This window comes from Pseudoalteromonas sp. BZA4 (assembly GCF_040104395.1).
In the GTDB taxonomy this organism is placed as follows: Bacteria; Pseudomonadota; Gammaproteobacteria; order Enterobacterales; family Alteromonadaceae; genus Pseudoalteromonas.
In genome coordinates this window covers 66,577-84,595 of record NZ_JBECOT010000008.1, presented here as the reverse complement: position 1 = coordinate 84,595, position 18,019 = coordinate 66,577, and the positions used below count along the sequence as shown (strand labels likewise).

Here is an 18,019-nt window from a genome sequence, read left to right as displayed (position 1 = left end):
ACTGTTAATATAGCAGGCAAATTTATAAATCGCTGATAGTTATGAACGTTACTGCAATCTATCCGGGCACTTTCGACCCACTTACAAATGGCCATACAGACTTAATTCATCGCGCGGCAAAAATGTTCGATAAAGTAATTGTTGCCATTGCGCATAACCCAAGTAAACAACCCTGCTTTACCCTTGATGAGCGCGTTGAGCTTGCTAATAAAATTTTGGCGCATCTTGATAACGTGAATGTAATTGGTTTTTCAGGCTTATTAGCTGATTTAGCTCGCGACCATAATGCCGAAGTGCTTATTCGTGGTATTCGTGCGGTGTCTGACTTCGACTATGAATTTCAGTTAGCTAATATGAATCGTCGCCTGAATCCAGATCTAGAAAGTGTATTTTTAACACCGGCAGAAAAAAATTCATTTATTTCATCGACTCTCGTCAAAGAAGTCGCACGCCACAATGGCGATGTGAGCGAGTTTGTTGACCCTATTGTAGCTAAAGCCTTACAGGATAAAATTCACGGATGAAATTAAAAAAGTTCATTAGATTAACTGCATTACTAATGATCTCTGCACCAAGTGTTGCTGGGCCATGGATAGAAAGTGACGACCCTTTACTTCGCGCTTCAATCGAAATGCTATTTAACCAAGGCATTATTAAACAGCCTATTAATAGCTACCCATTAATGTGGCAAGGTATCGCACGCGACCTAGACGTTGCCAATACCAGCCAACTAGATGAACGAGGCTTATTTGCTTATCAGCATGTTAAGCATGCCCTTGATAATGCTAAACACAAAACCAGCTCAGGTATTCGCCTAAACTACAACAGCGAGCCACTCTCTCAGCAAGGGTTTGGTAAACGCCACCAGCAAGAAAGCGGTGTAAATAGTTATGGCTCAATCACAGGAAAGCGTGTTAGCGCTAAAGTCAGTGTAAATTACGCCGATGACGCCCTTGATAAGCAGCATGTTACTTACCAAGATAGCTATTTAGCCGTACTTCTGGGTAATTGGTCACTTAGTGCAGAGCAAGTTAGCCATTGGTGGGGGCCAAGTAACGATAACGCCCTACTACTATCAAATAATGCGGCGCCCATGAAAGGCGTGCGCTTTACCAGAGCAAATACACAATATGTAGGCCCAAGTTGGTTGTCGTTTATCGGTAACTGGCAGTTAACAGGTATTTACGCCAAACAAAAACCATATCTAAATAGCTCAGATGACGGTGACTTTTGGGCGCTCCGATTTGCAAGCACCCCATTAACAGGCCTTGAAATAGCAATTAACAGTGCTGGCTCTGATTATTTGACTAACCTAGAAATTGACCCAGTTACACTTGAAAGCAATGAATCAACACATCGTTTAACTAGTTTAGATGTTAAGTACTCAACCACTTTAGCGGCGCAACCTATTGCTTTTTATGCTGAGGTAATGGGCCGAAATGAAAGTGGCTTAGCACCGAGCGAGCCATTTTATACACTGGGTGTTGAAAGCTATTTTGGCTCGAAAGAAAGTCTATTAAAAAGCTATTTTGAATATTCAAATACAGAGCAAACTTGTGAGCAAATTAGTAATTGCGTATATGGCTCTGGTAGCTATACACAACGCTCGCGCTTAATTGGCAGCTCAACACCGCAACAAAGTAAATCTGCTATCCTTGGCGCCTATTACCACACTCTAAATGGTTATGGTGGCCATGCTAAGCTTCGTTGGATTGAAAGCGAAACCAAACACGCTGAGCTCGCATCAGATAGGAGTCAGCTGCAGTTAGAACTCGGTTATCAGCAATCTGTGTTTAACGGCCTGTGGAAAGTGACAGGGCTTATTTCAAAAGATGAAATAGGTGATGAGTCAGAAACAAATACAGCCCTTAGAACTAGCTGGGAATATCGTTTCTAACCAATTGGGGTCAAGCTAGTTCAGCTTGACCTCGAACTTTCCTGTATAGTTTCACAAGCCCTAAAAAGTCTTTATTACTGAAAAGTGCGATGAGCATCATGATATCCATCAGGTTCACAGTGATACTGTAGACATCCCAAAACCACCAGCTTCCTGTATAGGCGTAGTTAATATCGAAATACATGCCTAAAAACAGTGATATATTTACACTTAGACCAATTGAAATATAGAGCTTTACAGGCTCATCAGAAATGCTTTTACTTTTTGAAATTAGCCACACTATAAAAAAAATGACAATATCAGAACAAGCCCAGATTAGATAAGCTAATGTTGTATCCAAAATATCGTATCCAAAAGTGATATTCAGCAACGGATCACTAGCCATATATGAAATAAACATTGTGAATGAGATCCACATCTTGGTGCCATCACCACCTGGAAATGAAGATTTTTTGACCATATTGTATAAAAAGGCCATTAAAAATCCCCACATAATAAATGTAGCTAGATATAAACCTATGTTTTCTTGAACCACTCCAATCATTGATTAGATCAATTCCAACTTTTCTTCAGGTTTTTCGCTCGACGACATAGGATACTTAACAAATTTTTTGAGTAGTAAAAAGTCTTTATTGGATGCAATAGCAATTATCATCATTAAATCTAGTAAATTTACACCTATCGAAAATACACTCCACAAAAGCCAAGGTTCTCGATTACCTAGTATGAAAATATCGTAATGCATCGAGAGCATAAAACTTGCGTTAAGCAGTAATCCAGCAATTACATAAATTGAAGCTGTAAAGAGTTTTACACTTTTTACTAACAACCAAAAAGAGAGCACTAATATTGTTATCAAATCGTATAGAAACCAATTCAAGTATGGCGCGTCAGATAATTTAATAACATCCGTAGCAAAATATGATAAGGCCATAATCGCAGATAAAATCAGAGGAGATTTATCAACTTTATTAATGCTGGTCGATAGATTAAATAAGAAAGCCATAAGTACCCCCCATTCAATAAAAATTCCAACCAGCTGGCCAGTAATTGAATCAAGATACATTAGAGGTATTTACTACTTTTTTATTCCTAAAGTGAGATTTGATAGATTTTTTAAGTTTATGCAGACCGTATATGTCTCTATCGATAATCAGAACTGCAATCATACTGTAATCAACGAAGTTAACTCCAAATGCATAAATATCCCATAGTAGCCATGGAGTTGAATTTCTATTTAACTCAACATCTATATACAAAGAGATAAAAAGAGTAATGTTAACGGCTAAACCAACGACTAAATATAAAAAGGAAGGGGTCGTTTTATTTATGAAATAATACCCAGTTAAGAGCGCTAATACTGTTGCTAAGTCGTAAAGTACCCAATCAAAATAAGTTGCGGCGGTAGAAGAAATCCAAGTGAAGAAATAATCACCAGCCATATAAGAAAGCATCATTATAAAAGAGCTGAGCAACAAGGTAGTACGACGCTTGACATCTAAACTATAAACAAAAACGTTAAAGAAAAATGCCATTAAAAATCCCCAAGCAGATAGGGCTGATAATGAAAAAAATCCAAATTGCTCAGTTAAAAACATTGTTTTCCTATAATCATTCTTCCTTCTTACTAGGAGGAAGAATTACACCGCCACCGCGTTGAATCTCTGCACCACCTGATAAAGACAGCGCTTCACTTGATAAAGTTACTGTATCAGATTGCAGGGTTTTATTACTAGTAGTTTGTTCCAAAGCAGGCTTTGTTTGTTGCATTTGGCTGTATGCTTGCATTTGCAATTGGCTATTGTTTGAAATTTGCATAAGTTAATTCCTTTAAGTTAATTGTTTTTTCAATACAGCTTACAATAGCTTGCAAGCTGAGTTAAGCGTTCTCATTTTTTTGACGCTTTTTTGTACTTCATTGCGACGTTGCCACCGCGCTGATAATAAAAGCAATTAACGATCCAACTTTTATTAATTTTGATCTTTTTGATCATAAAAATCAGCAAACCTAAATTTCAGGCATAAAAAAACGCACAGGGGTAACCGTGCGTTTTTCTCATCCAGGGAATTTAAGCCACGTGTTTACACGGGATCACCGCGCTATTACTTGGCTTTAAAATATATTCCATTGCCACTTCATCGCAGTTCTCTTTGCGAAGGCAAAGCTCACAATCTTTGATCACTTTTTCTGGCAAACCGTCTTTGCTACAAAAGCTGAAACCTTGGCTTGCAAAAAACTCTGGCACTCTTGTCAGGACAATTACCCGACTAAGCGCCAAGCTTTTGGCTTTTTTTAGCAAATGTTCAACAAGTTGACGCCCCTGGCCGGCAATTCGTGACTCGGGGTCCACCCCGAGCGAGCGAATTTCAGCAAGGCCAGTGTCGTAAATATACAGCGAGGCACATCCTGCAACTTGGTTTTCAATTTCAGTGACAGCAAACTCATTAATAGAGTGAATCATGTCGCTTTTAGCTCGTGGTAGGTTTTCACCTACGGTAGCCCAATGCTGGATAAGCTTAGCGATGGACTCAACATCATTTAAGGTTGCGTCACGTACCGCTATTTGCTGTTTTTTTTTGCGTATTTGATGGCACTTGTTACTTGCTCAAGAGAGGTACCACCCTGCGCTTGTCTTGCTTTAATACAGGCGTCTATTTCTAATACAGGATATACATCTGATTCGAAAATGCTATGCACTGACTTAAATTGCTCTAAACTTAAATCTTCTAAGTTATTCCCTTGTGCAATAGCCATTTGCACGAGCGTACCAACAATGTGGTGACCTTCTCTAAATGGAATACCTTTAGCCACTAAATAGTCAGCAAGTTCAGTCGCATTTGAGTGACCACCTTTTGCAGCTGCTAATGTTTTATCTGCATTAACTTTAATGCCTTTGATACACGCTTGCGCCATATGAATACATGCCAGCCAAGTTGGCATCGCATCAAATAAGCCTTCTTTGTCCTCTTGCATATCTTTATTGTAAGCAAGTGGTAGCGCTTTAAGTGTCATCATCATGGCACTGAATGCGCCAAAAACACGGCCTGTTTTACCACGGATTAATTCAAGTGCATCTGGGTTTTTCTTTTGCGGCATTAGTGAAGAGCCTGATGTTACCCCATCAGAAAGCTCAATAAAGCCCGCTTCACCCGAGTTATAGAAAATTAAATCTTCAGCCATGCGCGACAAGTGGATCATCGAAATCGATGCACAGCTTAATAGCTCAACTACAAAATCACGATCTGATACAGCATCAAGGCTATTGCGTGTGGCACCGGTAAAACCTAACCCTTCGGCAAGAGTTTGCCTATCAATTGGGTACGCAGTCCCGGCTAATGCACCGCTACCAAGTGGGCAATAATTCATACGTTTTTTGGCATCACTTAAACGGCTTTCATCACGTTCAAGCATTTCAACATAGGCCATACACCAATGACTAAATAACACAGGTTGTGCGCGTTGTAAGTGTGTGTAACCCGGTAAAATAGTGCCAAGCTCACGCTCAGCTAAGGCAATAAATTCACCTTTAAGCTCTGCGATTGCTTCAAGAATATGCTCAGCTGTATCACGACACCACAAGCGGAAATCTGTTGCAACTTGGTCGTTACGGCTACGACCGGTGTGTAACTTTTTAGCAAGGTCACCCACTTTATCAATCAGTGCTGATTCAACATAAGAATGAATATCTTCATGCCCAGCTACAGCCACTGCTTGTGGGTTTGCTTTAACTTCATCTAACAGCTTATTAAGTGCTGCAACGAGGTCATCGTATTCTTGCTGGTTTAGAATGTTGACTTGTTTTAACGCCCCAGCCCAAGCAACTGAACCAATAATGTCTTGCTCTGCAAGTTGATAATCAAAAGGAAGTGAATCGTTGAATTGTTTAAACGCTTCATCTGGACCCGTAGAAAAACGTCCGCCCCATAGTGCCATTGAACTGTCTCCAAATTCGGCTATTGCCCTGCAATGCAGGGCAATAATTAAATTACTTTTTCGTTAGTGCTGAGATTCTGCTAGATAGCGAAAATAAACGAATGAAGCCTTCAGCATGTGATTGGTCATATACATCATCTTCGCCGAAGGTTGCGAAATCTTCGCTGTATAAGCTATTAGGTGATTTTTTCTGTACCGCAGTGACTTGGCCTTTATAAAGCTTAAGCACTACTTCACCCGTTGCTAACTTAGACAGTGATTCAGCACCTGCAAGAATCGAGTCTTTTAATGGCGTAAACCAACGACCGTCATAGACTAAGTGAGAGAATTCGCCACCAAGTACTTCTTTCCATTTACGGCTTGATTTATCTAGCACTAGCTCGTCAATAGCTTGAAGAGCAGCCATGATCACAGTGCCCCCAGGTGTTTCATAACAGCCACGCGACTTCATACCCACTAAGCGGTTTTCTACGATATCAACACGACCCACACCATGCGGCGCAGCAATGTCATTTAATTTAACTAAGCAATCATATGGTTTTAGTGATTCACCATTAACAGCAACTACTTCACCTTCAACCACATTCAATGTTACATATTCTGCTTCATTGGGTGCTTGCTCTGGCGAGTTAGTCCAAGTCCATACTTGATCACTTGGTTGGCACCATGGATCTTCAAGCTCACCACCTTCGTGAGAAATGTGCCAAGCATTAGCATCACGGCTATAAATTTTTGTTGCTGATGCAGAACACGGAATATTACGCTCAGCTAAGTAATCAAGTAATGATTCACGGCTTGATAAGTCCCACTCACGCCATGGTGCAATCACTTTTAGATCTGGTGCAAGGGCTGCGAAACATGATTCAAAACGCACCTGGTCGTTACCTTTACCAGTACAACCATGTGAAAGCGCATCAGCACCTACTTTACGGGCAATTTCAACCTGCGCTTTAGCAATGATTGGACGCGCCATAGACGTACCTAATAAATAAGTGCCTTCGTAAATAGAACCCGTTTTTAAAGTTGGGTAAATATAGTCACTGACCATTTCGTCTTTTAAGTCAACGATATGACATTCCGACGCACCTGAAGCTATGGCTTTTTCTTCAACGCCTTCAAGCTCCTCTGCGCCTTGGCCTACATCAGCAACAAACGCGATTACTTCACAGCCGTAGTTTTCTTTTAACCATGGCACGATTGCCGATGTATCAAGACCACCAGAATAGGCTAATACGACTTTTTTAATTGAACTCATTGGTGTTCCTTAAACAAAATTTGGATTTAATAATGTGACAAGTAGAGCATTTTGCGCGTGCATACGATTCTCTGCTTGTTGAATAATTTTTGATGCTGGGCCATCCATTACCTCAGAGGTAATTTCAAACTCACGATGCGCTGGCTGACAATGCAGTACAGTTTGCGCACCGGTTTTCTCTAGTAGGGCTTGGTTAAGCTGATATGGCATATATTTAGCTTTAACCTGCTCAAGCGGTGTTTTATCACCCATTGAAACCCAGGTATCAGCATAGACTGCATTTGCGCCAACTGCCGCCTCAATTCTGTCACTCACCATGACAGAGGCACCATTCATTGCTGCAATTTGCTCTGCTTGCTTAAGAATTTGCGAATCTGGCGAACTGCCTTTAGGACAAACTGCAACAAAATCAGTACCTAAAGTGGCTGCTAATAGCATTAGAGAGTGTGTGACGTTGTTACCTTCACCTAAGTAAGCAAGCTTTAGTTTACTAACATCGCCATGCACTTCTTGCAGTGTTAAAAAGTCAGCAAGCGCTTGGCATGGGTGATATAAATCACACAGGCTATTAACGACAGGCACCGATGAGTACTCAGCAAGTGTAGTCAGTGTTTTGTGTGCATACACGCGAGCAACAATGCCATCTGCCCAAGTTGAGATATTAAGAGCAAAGTCTTTAACTGATTCACGAGCGCCCATAGCACCATTTTGTGAATCTAAATAAACCGCATGACCGCCTAATTTATTAATACCAATATCAAATGATAAACGAGTACGTAAACTTGGCTTTTCAAACAATGTAACCACTGATTTGCCCGCTAATGCTTGGCTAAAATCTGCTGGGTTTGCTTTAATTTTTTGCGCTAAGTTTAGTAATTTAAGTGCGCCTTTTTGGTCTAACTCAAGACCATTTAAGAAATTCTTTAACATGAAATACCTATGGTGTAATTTTCGTTCCTACATGTTCGCCTTTTAATAAAGCGACTAAGTTCTCTGGCTTCAGCCAGCTTGAGATATACACACCACGTCGTAAATGTTGGGCAGCAAGAAGGCTGGTCTTTACTTTGACCTCCATCCCGCCCTGAATGACTCCTTCAAGGATAAGTGTTTCGATTTGCTGCGTATTAAGTTGATGTAGAGGCTGCTTATTGGCATCAAGCACAGCTTCTACGTCTGTCATAAAAATAAGTTCTGCATTAAGCTCTTTAGCGATAGCCGCTGCAGCTTCATCTGCATTGACGTTGTACCATTGGCCATCTTCTCCAAAGCCAATAGAGCTCACTAGGGGTAAACGACCTTGTTCAAGCATGCTAGGTAGCACGCTGTCACAACTACCTGAGCACTGACCTACTTGCGCCAATACTTTAAGTTTTTCAGATACCAGTACACCCGCTTCGTAAAGGCTTAAACCCACAGGTTTATGGCCAGCGCTGATTGCTTGGCTCATCAATTGTTTATTGGCACAACCGGCAAGAGCACCAACAATATATGGCATTTGCTCATTTGGGCTGATACGTAAACCTTGATGTTTTGCAGTTACAAAGCCGGCGTCTTTAAGCCAAGCATCAACCAAGGCTCCACCACCATGAACAATCACAAAGTTATCTTGTTGTTCAGAGGCTAAAACATCAAAAAGCGCTTTTGCGGCATCTGCGCTATTTAACACAGCACCACCGATTTTAATGATCCAAGTTTTCATTACAGCGCTCCTACTAAACCAGTATGGTGAGGTTCACCCATGGCTAAATTAATGCACTGCAATGCTTGCCCTGCCGCACCTTTTAGGAGGTTATCAATCGCTGACATAACGATGAGTTGCTCACCTTTTTGTTGCCATGCAATATCAACAAATGGTTGTTTAGCGACACCTTTGATGCTTGGAATTTTATTGCCAAGTAAGCGAATTAACGGCTCGTTTGCTAACACTTGATATGCCGCGCTCACTTGCTCTGCTGTTACACCCGGTTTTAATTGCACATAAATAGTTTCTAAAATTCCACGGGGGAAGTTACCCAAATGTGGGGTGAATAGCACAGGGTGACCAAGGTGCTGCTCAATCTCAGGTGTGTGTCTGTGGTTAAACAAGCCATAAGGAGCAAGTGACACTTCGCAAAAGTGGGTATTAACACTGGCTTTTCTACCAGCACCTGTAACACCTGACACCGCATTAACAATAATGGCTTGATCAGCTAATAAACCCGCTTCTTTAAGTGGTTTTAAAGAATTAAGAGCCGCGGTTGGGTAACAACCCGCTACAGCAACAAGGTTCGCTTTACTAATCGCATCGCTATTCCATTCAGCTAAACCATATGCTGCTTGTGCTAAAAGATCAGGGTGTTCATGTGCGAAACCGTAATAAGTCAGGTAATCCTCATTCCCAGCTAAACGGAAACCACCAGATAGGTCGAATACTTTTTTACCCATGGCTAAAAATTGCGGAGCAAGATCAACACTGACCTTGTGATCTGTACACAGGCATACATAGTCAGCATTGCTTTCGATATCTTTGTACGCTTCAGAAGTTAGAGGTTGTAGTGGGTACTCTAACAATCCAAGGTGCTCAGGGTATAAATCGCTTAATAACTTACCTTTATCTAAACTCCCTTCAGACACATAACATGCTTGTAGGGTCAGTTTTGGATGCTTAGCAACTAAACTTGCTAGCTCTGCGCCGCTATAACCACTTGCGCCAATAATCACTACATTCATTGCTTACTTTTACCTATTAAATCTATTTATCGATACGCCTAAAATTACTCGCTCAATTGCGAATAAAAACACTGTCTAAAGTAATGAAATCAGGTTATCGTCGTTTCGTGTTCATCGTACAGCTTTACTAATATTTATGCTTAAAAAGTGAATTGATATTCATCATAAATACTTTTATATTGTTATGCAATTAGATTGAATAATTATTTTTGGATTTTTTTATGTCGCTACCCTCTTTTATATCTATGTATCAGCAGCTGATTGCTGCCCCTTCAATTAGTGCGATTGAAGATTCTTTGTGCATGAGCAATAAAGGAGTTATTACCTTGCTCGCAGACTGGTGCGAAAGCCTTGGTTTTACATGTGAAATCACAGAGCTTGAAAACGGTAAGGGCCGTTACAACTTATTAGCGAAACGCGGTGAAGGAGATGGCGGTTTAATGCTTGCAGGTCATACTGACACAGTGCCATTTGATGATAGCCGCTGGAACTACGATCCGTTTAAACTTAGCGAGCATGATAATAAACTTTACGGTTTGGGTAGTATTGATATGAAGGGCTTTTTTGCCTTTGTATTGCAAGCAATTAGTGAGCTCGATGAAACTAAACAAACAGAGCCACTATTAATTCTAGCAACAGCCGATGAAGAAACCACAATGGCGGGAGCACAACAAATTTGCCGCCATCCGAACTTAAAACCAGCGCGCTGTATTATTGGTGAGCCAACTGATATGACACCAGTATTTACTCATAAAGGCCATATGAGTACAGCGATCCGGGTAATTGGTCGCTCAGGGCATAGTTCAGATCCTGAACGTGGTTTAAACGCCATCGAAGTCATGCATAAAATGATTACAAAATTGTTAATCATCAAAGAAGAATTAAAGAATAAATATTCAGTTGATCACTTTGAAATTCCGTACCCTACTTTGAACCTTGGCCATATCCATGGTGGCGATAATGCCAACCGCATTTGTGGTTGCTGTGAAATGCACATTGATATGCGGCCTTTACCTGGTTTAAGTGTGCAAGAGCTACAAGCGATTTTGCTAACAGCCGCAGAAGAGATTAATGCCCAATACCCAAATGCAGTGAGCGTTATCGACATGCATGAACCTATCCCAGCATTTAGTGGTAGCACTGATACAGCACTTGTAAAGCTGGCCGAAAAAGTCTCAGGTCAACCAGCTGTCGCTGTAAACTATTGTACAGAAGCCCCTTTTATTCAACAGCTTGGCTGTGAAACCATCGTCATGGGGCCCGGCTCAATTAACCAAGCCCACCAGCCAGATGAGTTTTTGGCGATGGAAAAAATTAAACCTTCGCAAGCGATTATCAGTAATATGATTAAAGCAAGCTGCTTTAGTGAATATACCCAAACCACCTCAAGATGCGAGTTTCAGTTGGAATAAAAAGCGATTTAGGCAAGGCATTGATTGCAAATAATAGTGGTTCTATTGTTAAAATCAATAACGCAGTATAAATCGCTTTTAAAGGGAGCATCACGCTCCCTTTTCTAATCCATATACTTACTTAAATATTTTTTAAATACCGGATCAGTTTTCGCCAGCTCTTTTTGCTCCGCTAAAATATCTTTTAGAATTGCTTTAGAGGTTAACGGGTTGGCTAGTACGACGCGAAATACCACGGTAGGTTGATGGTCATATTTTGCAGGAGTTAAACGAGTACGCGATACAAAAGAACGACCCGCTTCACGCTGACGTTTTTGCATGCTTGCAGTAAAGCGATTCAACGAAGCGTAAATATCTAATTTCGTTTCTTCGTCAGCATCTTTAAGCTTCGCTTGGATTTCTTTTGGTACGTAACGATAGGTTAATAAGCAAAGCTCAGGCTCTGAGATTAGTTCAAAGTCTTCATCCTGCTTGATCATGTCGGCAAAAGTGCGAGCTTTCACGATACTGCGATCAATTAGCATCTCGTAGCCTTTACGGCCAATAACACGTAAGCAAGCATGCACTAACATTGCCATACCTGGGCGGCTGCCCTCAAGGGTATGACTGCCTAAATCTTTTGAGCCTTTACGAAGAATATATTCCGCATGATGCTCAATAGCATCCGTCGCAGCTGGGTCTTTAAATAACACCAGACCAGCCCCCATTGGTACATACATTTGTTTGTGTGCATCAATGGTTATTGAATCAGCGCGTTCGATACCGCTCAATAGGTGGCGGTAATTTGAAGATAATAAGGTTGAACCACCCCATGCAGCATCGACATGAAAATGACAGTCAAGTTCTTCGCTCAAATCAGCCATTTCATTTAGTGGATCTATGCTGCCTGTTTCAGTCGTCCCAGCAACACCCACGAGTGCCATTACCTTAATGCCAGAGGCTTCAAGCTCATGAGCCTTTTTACGCATCGCATCAACATCGACTTTATTATTTTCGCCAGTTGCAATTGCGACAATGTTATCGCGACCAATACCCAGTAAATCAACGGTTTTGCCTAATGAGTAATGGCCTCGCTCAGAAACAAGCACAGCTAAGCCTTTATAACCATAATGCAGCATTCCAGCGATTAAACCCTGTGCAGCAATACCTTTATAGTCACCATCCGCTTTTAATAAACGGTTGCGGGCAATCCATAGTGCAGTAATGTTAGCAACAGTGCCACCTGAACAAAATGCGCCTAATGACGTTTTCGCGCTGTGCATCCATTTACTATAAAAGCTGTCGTCTTCACCATATGCAAGGTGATGCATCATGCCCAAAACTTGTCTTTCTAGAGGCGTAAATGCCTTAGAAGTTTCAATTTTTACTAGGTTTTGGTTAAGACCAACCATTAACTTAGAAAGCGGTAACACAAAATGCGGTAATGCTGAGGTCATATGACCAATAAAGCTCGGCGCAGCGGTATGCACAGAATGGGCAACTAACTGCTCCATAATGTCTTGAGCATAGTCTGAAACAAAGGTCGGCTCTTCTGGAATAGTAGCCGTTTGAAAGTCTTTTTCAATTTCGTGCAAAGGCTTTTCGATAGCAGCTATGTTCTCATTTAAGAACCCAGCTAAGTTGCTAGAAATTTCAGATTCGATTTTACTTAATGTCGAGTCTGGTGCTTCTGGCACCGTAAAAATACGAATCAAGCTTTCTTTAGAGGCGACGGCACAACGCTTTTGATCCATCCTAATACCCATAATTAGCAGCTAAAAATGCACCCGATGATGGGACATCTAGGTAAGCACTTTTGCGGCACTGTTTCTACGAAATTGGCTAACTTTACTGGAATATCACGAAAATGTCTCGTTTAAAGCAAAAAAGCGCTAATTTCGATGACAAAAAAGTGATCAGTTAATGAGTTTTGCAGTCATTTTATACTATCAGGCACGCTTTTTTTGAGTATAATCAAATGATAACTGCTAAGGGAACCTCTATGCCCAAAGGAATGCAAAAAACCAGCTGGCTGCTATATGGCTTCGCCGCATTTTTTATAAGCTTATTTGGCTATATCTATTATACCTATGAAACCACGCGTAGTGAGATCATGGAAAATATCGATACCAAATTGCTTAATGCCGCGGTCAGTGTCAAACATATCCTAGGTGATGACTACCACAATATAGTTAATGCGGGCTTACCAATCTCTTCGGCAATATATAAAGACAAAAGCCGAGCCCTATCTGAGTATGCAAAACAAATGCAGCTTGCCTATGTGTACGCAATGGTACTGCGCGACGGCAAAGTCTATTTTAGTGCCTCGAGTTACACGCAAAAAGATCAAAACAATGGCCGCGTAACGCAGTTTCTAGATGCCTACCCTGAAGCGACAGAACTTAACAAAGAAGCTTTTTTTTCAACAGAGCCGGTATTTGAGGTATCAAAAGATCAATGGGGCTATTTTAAAAGCATCTTTGTGACTTTTGTCGATGATAATGGTCACACCTATATAACTGGTGCCGACATAACCATTGGTGACTTAAATCAGCAACTGCAGCACAGTGTGACCCGTGCAATGATCACAGGCTGCTTCTTTTTCTTTATTGCAGCGCTAATTGCTGGGCTGTATTTTTTACAACTAAAACGCTCCCTATCAACAGATGCCCGCACCGGCTTTGCGAACCATGTCGCGCTGGAATACTACATAAAGAAAACCACCAAACACCGTATGGAGCTGGCAGTTATTGCCATTAATGAGCTAGAAGATATTAGCAGTTTTTATGGCACTGAAGTGAGCGACAAAGTAATGGCTAACTTGCTTAGCTATTTTCAATCAAGGATGCCTAGCGAAGGGTTTGTCTATCGGTTAGCAACTAATAAAATTGCGCTATTACGAACGCATAGTGATGAGCGTAATATCGATGATGTAATTAATGCTTTTAACTATGCTATTCCTGCGTTGAAAGAGCCTTATATCTACGTGAGCTTGTACGCAGGTATCGCCACGGGTAATAAGTCAATGTTGATTGAAAACGCCCATGTTGCGCTGCAACAAGCAAAGCTTAATAATCAGCGTATTGTACGTTATGAAAATGTGTTTAAGCAGGTTGAAGAGAAATTTAGAAGCAATGTTACGCTTGCCAAAGAAGTAAAAGAAGCCTTCGATAACAACCGTATCGTACCTTACTTTCAAGCAGTCTATAATAACCAAAGCAAACACATTGACCATTATCAATGCCTTGCCAGAATGGCCAGTGCTACAGGTCGTATTCATGCGCCAGATTACTTTATGATGGTACTAAAGCGCTCACGTATGGACGGTCTTTTAAGACGCACCATGTTCACTCGATGCATTGAGCAGTTTAGAAAAACCAATGTGCGCTGGAGTATCAACATTACCGCACAAGATATTCTCGACCCAAGCTTAAGCGAGTTTTTAGAGTTACAACTTAGGCGCTATCCGCAGCCTCATAATATTATTTTTCAGTTTTATGAGCGTGATGCTATCGCTTACTTTAGTGAAGTAAAAACCTTTATTAACACCCTAAAAAATAAAGGTGCTCAGGTTATTATCAATGAATTCGGCGCGGGCTTTTCAAACTTACCCCACATTAGGAAGCTAGAAATTGATGGCTTGAAGCTAGATAAAGGGTTGGTGAGCCAAATTCATACCAATACAGATAACTATCTATTTATTGAAAACTTGGTGAAATATGCTCAGCAACTAAAGTTAGATGTAATTGCTGAGCAAGTTGATAACGAACAAATAGCAGATGCGCTTGCTCGTGCGGGTGTTACTTTAATGCAAGGGAGTCATTTTGCACCACCGACCCCCTATATTCATTAAAGGTTGATCACCAAACGGTGGCTTTGTTGACCACTGGCCCAATATTTACGTTCGAATGGAGTAATTGCAGTATCGCTTTCATACAGCTCAACATCGCACTTATGCCCAGCAAGCTCTAATGAGCGAGCGAACTCTTTTACGTATATATCCCAGTTGCTTCTCAGCTCTAAGCGGCCCCCTAATTTAACGATATACGGAAAAATTGCAGCGCCGTGCCAGCGTCTTTGCAAGTGCTTTGCTTTTGGCCAAGGATTTGGATACAACAGGTAATGATGACTAGGTTGCCAGTTTGCAGCCACTGCTAAGCGCCAAAAATCGTTTAAATCAGCTTGTACTAAAATGTACTGCCCTGCATCTGTTTGCTTGTATTCAATATCATGCTTATCTAAACGATGTGATGACTTATCAATACCAATCACTAATGCATCAGGGTGACGTTTAGCTAAGTTAGCAGTACTTTCACCCACACCACAACAGGAATCAAGAATAATAGGCCCGTTAAATGCTTGCACCTTTTCGTTTACCTGATCAAAAGCCGCTTGCGTATGTTCTGCAATCGGCTTTTTAAATTCAGCACTTAAGTGCTTTAAAACTATTTCGTCTAGCTTTTCATGTAAGCCAGGTTGATTCGATACAATACTTCTCGAATTTGCATCCGTCATTAGTGTCTAAGCCCCACACCACGTCTAATAAGGGTTAACGCTAACGTAAATAAACCCACAATAAATAAACCAAGTACACCAAATGCTACCGATAAGTCGACATCAGACACACCTAAGAAGCCATATCTAAATGCATTCACCATATAAATAATTGGATTTACTTGCGATACGCCTTGCCAAAATTCTGGCAACAAGGTGATAGAGTAAAACACCCCACCGAGATAAGTCAGCGGCGTTAAAATAAAGGTCGGGATAATACTAATATCATCAAAGCTATTAGCATAAATTGCATTGATAAGTCCGCCTAATGCAAATACAGCCGACGTTAAAATAACCGTAGCCATAATCACAAAAATATTATGAATTTGAATATCAACAAATAGCAAAGAGACACAGGTAACAATTAAACCAACCAGCATACCTCGTGTCATACCACCGCCCATGTAGCCAAGTACAATGATGTAGTTTGGCACTGGTGCAACTAAGAGCTCTTCAATGCTTTTTTGAAATTTAGTCGAATAAAAACTCGAGGCAACATTCGAGTAAGAGTTGGTGATCACCGACATCATAATCAGACCCGGGACAATAAACTCCATATAACTAAAGCCACCCATATCACCGATACGAGAACCAATCAGATTACCAAAAATCACAAAATACAGGCTCATCGTGATTGCCGGCGGAACTAAGGTTTGCACCCAAATACGTAAAAAGCGAATACACTCTTTGATCCAAATACTTTTTAGCGCTACTCCATATTTAAACATTATTCGCCTCGCCCTTGTTCTAATAACCCTACAAACAGCTCTTCTAAACGGTTTGCTTTATTTCGCATACTCAGCACAGTATTACCTTGTTCAGTCAGTGCACTAAACACCTGGTTTAAGCCCTGAGACTTCGCCACTTCAACTTCTAAAGTGTGATCATCGGTCAGTGTGTATTTATAACCTTCAATGCTAATTGGCTGCACTGGTTGCTTTAAATCAAGTACGAAAGTTTCTTTATCAAGCTTGGCAAGTAACGCTTTAATGGTGGTGTTTTCAACAATCACACCACTGTCGATAATCGCGATGTTTTTACATAGCAGCTCGGCTTCTTCTAGATAATGGGTGGTCAAGATGATGGTCACACCTTGCTTATTAATCTCGCGAAGAAAATCCCACATAGAGCGGCGTAGCTCAATATCAACACCCGCTGTTGGTTCATCTAAAATGAGTAATTTAGGTTCATGCATCAGTGCACGAGCAATCATTAAACGGCGTTTCATACCACCTGAAAGGGTGCGCGCTTGTTTATCTTTTTTCTCAAATAAACCTAGCTGCTTTAAGTATTTTTCAGCACGCTCATGTGCCAGCTTTCTTGGTACACCGTAATAGCCTGCTTGGTTAACTAAGATTTGATTTAGTGTTTCAAACTGACTGAAATTAAATTCTTGCGGTACTAAGCCAAGTTCAGACTTAGCAGCTTCAAGGTCTGTATCAATATCGTGACCAAATACCTGGACACGACCGGCACTTTTATTCACTAACGATGAGATAACACCAATAGTGGTTGATTTACCTGCCCCGTTTGGTCCAAGTAAGGCAAAGAAGTCGCCTTGCTGAACTTGTAAATCAATGCCTTTTACGGCTTCAACACCATTTTTATAAACCTTTTTTAGGCCTTCAATATTTAATGCGATCGTTTTTTCGCTCACTGTTTGCCCTCTCCATAACCCCAACGTTTCGTCAAAGTATGTTCAATGTTTAAATGATCTAAAATTCGCGCCACCATAAAATCAACCAAATCGGAAATCTGCTCTGGTTGATGATAAAACCCCGGTGCCGCAGGCATAATAGTTACGCCTAGTCGTGCTAGCTTCAACATGTTTTCAAGGTGGATTTCGCTAAATGGCGTTTCACGCGGGACTAAAATCAGCTGCCCACGCTCTTTAATAACCACGTCAGCGGCGCGTTCTAGTAAGTTATCTGATGCCCCGACCGCAATTGCAGATACTGAACCTGCACTACAAGGGCACACCACCATTTTTTTCGGCGCGGCTGAGCCAGATGCAACAGGACTAAACCAGTTGTCTTTACCAAATACTTTTAGTTGCTCAGGAGCGGCATTAAAAAGTGTACTAAGCTGCTCCGTCGCTTTGTCTTCATTACCTGAAAGTTTGATATTCGATTCTGTATCAAAGACCACTCTTGCCGCACTTGAGATCAGTACATACACCTGAAACTGCTGTTCAAGTAATACTTCTAATAACCTTAAGCCATAAGGAGCCCCAGAGGCACCACTAAAAGCTAACGTTATTTTATCTTTAAATTGCATAC

Annotated in this window: 17 protein-coding genes and 1 pseudogene; 4 read left to right on the top strand and 14 right to left on the bottom strand. The window is 41.0% G+C overall.

All coding sequences use genetic code 11. The annotated features are described in order from the left end of the window. The first annotated feature begins 41 nt into the window (after positions 1–41). Both coaD and ABMY41_RS05480 read left to right on the top strand, forming a co-directional pair. Positions 42–524: a pantetheine-phosphate adenylyltransferase gene (coaD, locus tag ABMY41_RS05485; RefSeq protein WP_058585805.1), complete on the top strand. Its 483-nt coding sequence runs from the start codon at positions 42–44 to the stop codon at positions 522–524. Further along, a complete protein-coding gene (locus ABMY41_RS05480) occupies positions 521–1,897 on the top strand; it encodes a capsule assembly Wzi family protein (RefSeq protein ID WP_349274302.1) in 1,377 nt (458 codons plus the stop codon). Before coaD ends, ABMY41_RS05480 begins: the two co-directional genes overlap by 4 nt. Positions 1,898–1,907: 10 nt before the next feature. On the opposite strand, the gene ABMY41_RS05475 is transcribed toward ABMY41_RS05480, so the two are convergent. The 9 genes and pseudogenes from ABMY41_RS05475 to argC form a co-directional block, all read right to left on the bottom strand. Next, positions 1,908–2,441, bottom strand: a complete 534-nt coding sequence (locus ABMY41_RS05475) for a hypothetical protein (RefSeq protein WP_287246084.1) — start codon at positions 2,439–2,441, stop codon at positions 1,908–1,910. A 3-nt stretch (positions 2,442–2,444) separates the two neighbouring features. After that, positions 2,445–2,963, bottom strand: a complete 519-nt coding sequence (locus tag ABMY41_RS05470) for a hypothetical protein (RefSeq protein WP_287246082.1) — start codon at positions 2,961–2,963, stop codon at positions 2,445–2,447. Continuing rightward, positions 2,953–3,495 carry a hypothetical protein gene (locus ABMY41_RS05465; protein WP_105181289.1) on the bottom strand — a complete coding sequence of 181 codons (543 nt, stop codon included), beginning with the start codon at positions 3,493–3,495 and terminating at the stop codon, positions 2,953–2,955. The genes ABMY41_RS05470 and ABMY41_RS05465 overlap by 11 nt, the downstream gene beginning before the upstream one ends. Before the next feature lie 13 nt (positions 3,496–3,508). Next, positions 3,509–3,715, bottom strand: a complete 207-nt coding sequence (locus tag ABMY41_RS05460) for a hypothetical protein (protein WP_287246080.1) — start codon at positions 3,713–3,715, stop codon at positions 3,509–3,511. Positions 3,716–3,966: 251 nt separating this feature from the next. Beyond that, positions 3,967–5,831: pseudogene (argH, locus tag ABMY41_RS05455) on the bottom strand (argininosuccinate lyase). A gap of 52 nt (positions 5,832–5,883) precedes the next feature. Beyond that, complete coding sequence (locus ABMY41_RS05450) at positions 5,884–7,086, bottom strand: argininosuccinate synthase (protein ID WP_054551091.1); 1,203 nt, start codon at positions 7,084–7,086, stop codon at positions 5,884–5,886. A gap of 9 nt (positions 7,087–7,095) precedes the next feature. Further along, positions 7,096–8,016, bottom strand: coding sequence for an ornithine carbamoyltransferase (locus ABMY41_RS05445; protein ID WP_287246078.1), 921 nt, complete (start codon positions 8,014–8,016; stop codon positions 7,096–7,098). A gap of 7 nt (positions 8,017–8,023) precedes the next feature. Next, positions 8,024–8,785, bottom strand: a complete 762-nt coding sequence (argB, locus tag ABMY41_RS05440; protein ID WP_287246076.1) for an acetylglutamate kinase — start codon at positions 8,783–8,785, stop codon at positions 8,024–8,026. Next, positions 8,785–9,795, bottom strand: a complete 1,011-nt coding sequence (gene argC, locus ABMY41_RS05435; protein ID WP_287246075.1) for an N-acetyl-gamma-glutamyl-phosphate reductase — start codon at positions 9,793–9,795, stop codon at positions 8,785–8,787. The genes argB and argC overlap by 1 nt, the downstream gene beginning before the upstream one ends. A 221-nt stretch (positions 9,796–10,016) precedes the next feature. Here argC and argE point away from each other — a divergent pair, with 221 nt between their 5' ends. Then, positions 10,017–11,207, top strand: a complete 1,191-nt coding sequence (gene argE / locus ABMY41_RS05430) for an acetylornithine deacetylase (RefSeq protein WP_287246073.1) — start codon at positions 10,017–10,019, stop codon at positions 11,205–11,207. Between the two features lie 104 nt (positions 11,208–11,311). On the opposite strand, the gene panP is transcribed toward argE, so the two are convergent. Next, entirely contained in the window at positions 11,312–12,940 is a 1,629-nt protein-coding gene (panP, locus tag ABMY41_RS05425) for a pyridoxal-dependent aspartate 1-decarboxylase PanP (RefSeq protein ID WP_252949572.1), read from the bottom strand. Between the two features lie 248 nt (positions 12,941–13,188). Here panP and ABMY41_RS05420 point away from each other — a divergent pair, with 248 nt between their 5' ends. Continuing rightward, positions 13,189–15,039, top strand: coding sequence for a GGDEF domain-containing protein (locus ABMY41_RS05420; RefSeq protein WP_349274301.1), 1,851 nt, complete (start codon positions 13,189–13,191; stop codon positions 15,037–15,039). Here ABMY41_RS05420 and ABMY41_RS05415 read toward each other — a convergent pair. The 4 genes from ABMY41_RS05415 to ABMY41_RS05400 are packed head-to-tail and all read right to left on the bottom strand — an operon-like array spanning position 15,036 to position 18,017. Further along, positions 15,036–15,701, bottom strand: a complete 666-nt coding sequence (locus tag ABMY41_RS05415; protein ID WP_062566421.1) for an SAM-dependent methyltransferase — start codon at positions 15,699–15,701, stop codon at positions 15,036–15,038. The genes ABMY41_RS05420 and ABMY41_RS05415 overlap by 4 nt on opposite strands. Beyond that, the gene (locus ABMY41_RS05410) at positions 15,701–16,468 is read right to left on the bottom strand and encodes an ABC transporter permease (protein ID WP_251601015.1); all 768 of its coding nucleotides are present in this window, start codon (positions 16,466–16,468) and stop codon (positions 15,701–15,703) included. Before ABMY41_RS05410 ends, ABMY41_RS05415 begins: the two co-directional genes overlap by 1 nt. Further along, entirely contained in the window at positions 16,468–17,397 is a 930-nt protein-coding gene (locus tag ABMY41_RS05405; RefSeq protein WP_054551082.1) for an ABC transporter ATP-binding protein, read from the bottom strand. Before ABMY41_RS05405 ends, ABMY41_RS05410 begins: the two co-directional genes overlap by 1 nt. Then, complete coding sequence (locus tag ABMY41_RS05400; RefSeq protein ID WP_054551081.1) at positions 17,394–18,017, bottom strand: flavin prenyltransferase UbiX; 624 nt, start codon at positions 18,015–18,017, stop codon at positions 17,394–17,396. The genes ABMY41_RS05405 and ABMY41_RS05400 overlap by 4 nt, the downstream gene beginning before the upstream one ends. Positions 18,018–18,019: the final 2 nt, after the last annotated feature.